5 protein-coding genes are annotated in these 4,942 nt (G+C 77.0%); 3 read left to right on the top strand and 2 right to left on the bottom strand.

Annotated elements, in window-relative coordinates; translation table 11 throughout:
* Nucleotides 1–129: 129 nt before the first annotated feature.
* Both ACFXHB_RS42945 and ACFXHB_RS42950 read right to left on the bottom strand, forming a co-directional pair.
* Nucleotides 130–1,230 carry an N-acetylglucosamine kinase gene (locus tag ACFXHB_RS42945; RefSeq protein ID WP_380582373.1) on the bottom strand — a complete coding sequence of 367 codons (1,101 nt, stop codon included), beginning with the start codon at nucleotides 1,228–1,230 and terminating at the stop codon, nucleotides 130–132.
* Nucleotides 1,199–2,092, bottom strand: a complete 894-nt coding sequence (locus ACFXHB_RS42950) for a MurR/RpiR family transcriptional regulator (protein ID WP_380582375.1) — start codon at nucleotides 2,090–2,092, stop codon at nucleotides 1,199–1,201. The genes ACFXHB_RS42945 and ACFXHB_RS42950 overlap by 32 nt, the downstream gene beginning before the upstream one ends.
* Nucleotides 2,093–2,237: 145 nt before the next feature.
* Here ACFXHB_RS42950 and ACFXHB_RS42955 point away from each other — a divergent pair, with 145 nt between their 5' ends.
* The 3 genes from ACFXHB_RS42955 (at nucleotide 2,238) to ACFXHB_RS42965 (ending at nucleotide 4,830) form a co-directional block, all read left to right on the top strand.
* Nucleotides 2,238–2,330: a putative leader peptide gene (locus ACFXHB_RS42955; RefSeq protein WP_380582377.1), complete on the top strand. Its 93-nt coding sequence runs from the start codon at nucleotides 2,238–2,240 to the stop codon at nucleotides 2,328–2,330.
* Between the two features lie 265 nt (nucleotides 2,331–2,595).
* On the top strand, nucleotides 2,596–3,624 hold the full coding sequence (locus ACFXHB_RS42960) for an N-acetylmuramic acid 6-phosphate etherase (protein WP_380582379.1): 1,029 nt from the start codon (nucleotides 2,596–2,598) through the stop codon (nucleotides 3,622–3,624).
* 156 nt (nucleotides 3,625–3,780) lie between these two features.
* On the top strand, nucleotides 3,781–4,830 hold the full coding sequence (locus tag ACFXHB_RS42965) for an ABC transporter substrate-binding protein (protein ID WP_380582381.1): 1,050 nt from the start codon (nucleotides 3,781–3,783) through the stop codon (nucleotides 4,828–4,830).
* The last annotated feature ends 112 nt before the right edge of the window (nucleotides 4,831–4,942 follow it).

Here is a 4,942-nt window from a genome sequence, read left to right on the forward strand (position 1 = left end):
GGGGCCGGGACACCCACGACTCCGTGGTTACACCTGTGGGGAGGCGACGGCCCGGGCCGTCGCCTCCCCTCCTCGGTTCCCGGCCCGCGGACCTGTTCGTGCGTCGGCCCGGAGCGCGCCGCTCCCCGGTCAAGCGGGCCGGTGCAGGAGGTCCAGCAGGGGTGGGTCGAGCGGCCACGGCAGGCCGCCGGAGGCGGCGGCCGCGGCGGCGAGCCGCAGGGCGCCGAGCAGGGGCGGGCCGTCGGGCTCGCGGAGCCGGGCGGCGGGCAGGCCGGCGCTCAGCGCGTCGAGGGTCGCCCGGCGGAGCGGTTCCAGGCGGAAGAGGCCACCGGTGAGGGCCAGTCGGGGCTCCGGGAGACCGGCGGCGCGGGCGGCGGCCGCCGCGCTGGCGGCGATCTCCTCCCCCGCCCGCCGGACGATCGCGCCGGCGACCGGGCAGCCCTCCTCGGCCGCGGCCGCCACGTCGGGGGAGAACGCGGCGAGCAGCGCGGCACGGTCCGGGTGTGGCTGGAGCGCCGCCGGGAGGCCGGTCGCCGGGCCGTAGCGGCGTTCGGCCGCCGTCAGCAGCGCGGGCGATCCGCCGGTCCGTCCGTCGTACGCGCGCAGGGCCGCCTCCAGTCCGGCCCGGCCGAGCCAGCTGCCGCTGCCGCAGTCGCCGAGCAGCTGGCCCCAGCCGTCGGCACGCCGCCAGCCGGTCTCCGCGTGGTAGCCGATCGCGACCAGCCCGGTGCCGCCGGCCACGGTCACTCCGGCGTCCGTCCCCAGGGCGCCGACGTACGCGGCGATCGCGTCGCCGGCGAGGACGAGGCGTTCGGTCCCGGTGGCGCGGGCCAGCGGGCCGGGCAGGCGCTCCGCGAGGTCCCGTCCCAGCAGGGCCATCCCGGTGGCACCGACGGCGACCGCGCCGATCCGGGTACCGGAGGGCAACCCGGTTCTCAGCGCGGTGAGCGCGGGCAGCAGCCGGCCGAGCAGCGCGTCCGCGTCCTGACCGGCGGCCGCGGAGGAGACCCGGGCGGCTGCGGCCACCTCGACCGTCCGGGCCCGGGCGAGGTCGGTGGGCCACCCGCCGGGGGCGAGCGCCACCCGGATGCCGGACCCGCCGACGTCGACGCCCGTCACCCAGCCGTCCTCGTCGGCGGGTTCCGGCCCTGGCACGGCGGCGAGTCGCCCGCCCGGGCCGGCGCCGGGCCGCTCGCGGTCAGCCACGGTGACGCCGGGGGGTGCGGCCACGGGTGACGGCCTGGTGGGTGCGGTCGAGGGCGTCGGCGGCCCGGGTGTCGAGTCGTTGCGCCAGGCGGACGTAGAGGCAGTCCACCACGGTGAGTTGGGCGGTGCGGCTGACCGTGGCGCCGGTGCGCAGTTCGCTCTCCCGGCCGGCGAAGGTGAGGACGCGGGCGACGGCGGCGGCGAGCGGTGAGCCCGGGTCGCTGGTGAGGGCGACGGTGGTGGCGCCGCGCCGGGCGGCCTCGGCGACCGGGTCGAGGACCTCGGGGGTGCGGCCCGAGTAGGAGATGCCCAGGGCGACGTCGGCGGCGGTGAGATGGGCGGCGCCCATCAGGGCGCGGTGGACGTCGGAGTGGGCCGCGCAGACGAGGCCGAGGTGCTGGAGCTTGTACTCCAGGTCGGCGGCGACCACGGCGCCGGCGCCGGCCGCGTACACCTCGATCCGGCGGGCCGAGACCAGCGCGTCGACCACCGTGTCCAGGGCGTCGAGGTCGAGTTGGGCGGCGGTGTCCTCGGCGGCCCGGGCGGTGAGGCGGGCCACCTTGGTGACGACCGTGCGGGTGTCGTCCCCGGCGGCGATGTCCCCGTCGGCGCCGACCCGAACGGCGAACTCGTCGGCGGCCGCCACCTGGGCGGCGGCGAGCGCCAGTCGCAGATCGGGGTAGCCGCGCAGGCCGACGGTGCGACAGAACCGCGTCACCGAGGTGTCGGAAACGCCTGCCTCCGCCGCCAGTTGACTGATGCTCAGGGCCGCCGCGCCGGCCGGGTCGGCCAGGACGCGTTCGGCCACCGCGCGTTCCACCGGCGACAGGGAGGGCAGCCTGCCCCGCAGTCGCACCATCAGAGCCTGGGCCGACGTGCGGTCCACGACATCCCTCCCACATCCTGTTGCCCGCCGATGTTGCTCTTCCACATTCGAAGAGTCCTGTGCGAGAATCCTCGACATCCCGACGGGTGTCAACCGCGGGTGTGTCCGAAGTGTGCCACCACGACCCCGGAGAGGAGAGCGCGCCGTGTCCCGTGCCGTCGTCCTCACCACCCGGGCCCACGTGGACCTCTGTCGCGTCACCACCGCCGCCTGTCCGGCCGCCGCGCCCCTTCGCTGACACCCCGCGCCGCCCGGCCCCCGCCGCCGCGCTCACACACCCGCCCCGGGCTCCGGGCTGCCCTGGGCCACGCGCTCGACGCCTCCGGGGGCCGGGGCGTCTGTCTCTTCCCCGGTGAGGGCCTGGACGGACCGAAGGCCCGCCCGCTCGCCGACGCCCTCGACTGAAGCCCCCCTTCCCGCATGCGCCCCTCGACCTCGGGGCGGGGTCCGTCGCCGGACCCCGCCCCGCCCTCCCCCGTCCCCGCACCACACCGGGAGCCCCCGTGCACCACCTGCCGCCCACCGAGGCGCGCAATCCCCGCAGCACCGGCATCGACCGGCTCGACGCGCTCGGCGTCCTGCGGCTGATCAACGCCGAGGACGCCACCGTGCCCGCCGCCGTGGCGGCCGCCCTGCCGACGCTGTCCCGCGCGGTGGACGCCGCCGTCACCGCCCTGCGGACCGGCCGCACCGTGCACTACGTCGGCGCCGGCTCCTCCGGCCGCTACGCCACCCTGGACGCGGCCGAACTGCCCCCCACCTACGGGCTGGCACCCGACCGGATCCGGGTCCACCTGGCCGGCGGGCCGGCCGCGCTCACCCGGGCGGCGGAGGACGCCGAGGACAGCGAGGAGGCCGGCCGGGCCGCGCTCGCCGGAGCGGTGGCGGGCGACGTGGTGCTCGGCCTCGCCGCCAGCGGCCGGACCCCGTACGTGGCGGGCGCGCTGCGGGCGGCCCGCGCCGCCGGTGCGGTGACCGTCCTGGTCAGCGCCGACCCCGAGGCGCCACTGGCGGACCTCGCCGACCTGCACGTCTGCGTCGAGTCGGGCCCCGAGGTGATCACCGGCTCGACCCGGATGAAGGCCGGCACCGCGCAGAAGCTGGTACTGCACGGCTTCTCGACGGCCGTGATGATCCGGCTCGGCCGCACCTGGTCCAACCTCATGACCGAGGTCGCGGCCGGGAACCGCAAGCTCGCCGCCCGCACACTCACCCTGCTCGCCCAGGCCTCCGGCGCCGGACCGGAGGCCTGCCGGGCCGCGCTGGCCGCCACCGACGGCGACCTCAAGGCCGCCCTCGTGGTGCTGCTCGCCGACGCCGACCCGGCCACCGCGCGCGCCGCGCTGGCGAGCGGCGGCGGGACGGTGCGGGGCGCGCTGGACGTGCTCCGCCCGGCGTCCGTCCGATGTCCGGGCGAGGTGCCCGCCGGGGCCGCCGATCCGCTCGCCGCGAGCGCGCCTCCCGCCCCGGCGGCCCCGGGCGGCGCGCAGGCGCCGATCGCCGCGCCCTCCGCCTCGCCCACCCGACCGTGACCACGGGCGCCCGGCGCGCGGCCCACCGGCCGCCGCCGGCTCACCACCGGACCGCACCGCACTGCCACACCGCACTGCCACACCGCACTGCCGCACCGCACTGCCGCACCGCACTGCCGCACCGCAGCAGACCGCACTGACAGAGGAGTCCCACTCATGCACCGCCCCCGCCGCTACCGCCGCCTCGCCGTCGCACTCGCCGTCGGCGCACTGACCCTGACCGCCTGCGCCTCCACCGGCCGCACCACCGGGTCCGCCGGCGCGGCGCCCGCCCCGCAGGACGCGCTGCCGACCGCCGTCCCGGCCGGTACCGAGCTCCGGATCGGCGACCAGAACGCCCAGCTGGAGACGCTGCTCAAGGCCTCCGCCCAGGACCAGGGCACCGCGTACAAGCTCGGGTACAACGCCTTCCAGGGCGGCCCCGCGATCCTGGAGGCCTTCCGCGCCGGCTCGCTCGACGTCGGCATCGTCGCGGAGACGCCCGCCATCTTCGCCCAGGCCGCCCAGCAGGACGTCAAGGTGGTCGGGGTCGCCCAGACCAGCCGCTCCGCCGTCCACCTGGTGACCTCGCCCGGCAATCCGGCGCGGACCGTCGCCGAGCTCAAGGGCAAGAAGATCGCCTACACCGAGGACACCACCTTCCAGCCCGCCGTCCTCAACGCGCTCAAGCGCGCCGGGCTGCGGACCACCGACGTCACCCTGGTCAACCTCCAGGTCCTGGACATCCCCGCCGCGCTGCAGAGCGGTCAGATCGACGCCGCCGCCCTCACCGAGCCGCTCGCCTCCAAGTACCTGCTGCCCAACGCCGAGAAGGGCGCGCACGAGATCACCGACGACAAGGACCTCACCAGCGGCCTGCTGCTGCTCATCACCCCCGGCAAGACCCTCCGGGACCCGCCGCGCACCGCCGCGCTGGCCGATCTGACCGCCCGTTGGGTCAAGTCGCTGACCTGGCAGAACGCCAACGAGGCCGGATGGGTGGAGCAGTACTACGTGAAGAAGCAGAACATCCCCGCCGCCACCGGGACGCAGATCTACCGCAACACCGGCACCGCGGTGTTCCCCCCGTACGACCGGGCCGTCGCCGACCACCAGGCCATCGCCGACCTGCTCGCGGACGCCGGGGCGCTCCCCGGGAAGCTCGACGTGTCGGGCGAGTTCGACCGCCGCTTCGAGGCCGTCCAGCGCCAGGCCCTGGCCGGCTGAGCGGCACCCGGCGATCCCCCGAGAGACATCTCGCGTGCCTAACTAGTCAAGCCGTCGCGGCCAGAGCCGCTGAGGGACCGGAGGTGAACGCATGTTGTTCGTCGAAGAGCTG

Origin of the sequence: Kitasatospora sp. NPDC059327 (assembly GCF_042752535.1) — a bacterium.
GTDB lineage: Bacteria > Actinomycetota > Actinomycetes > Streptomycetales > Streptomycetaceae > Kitasatospora.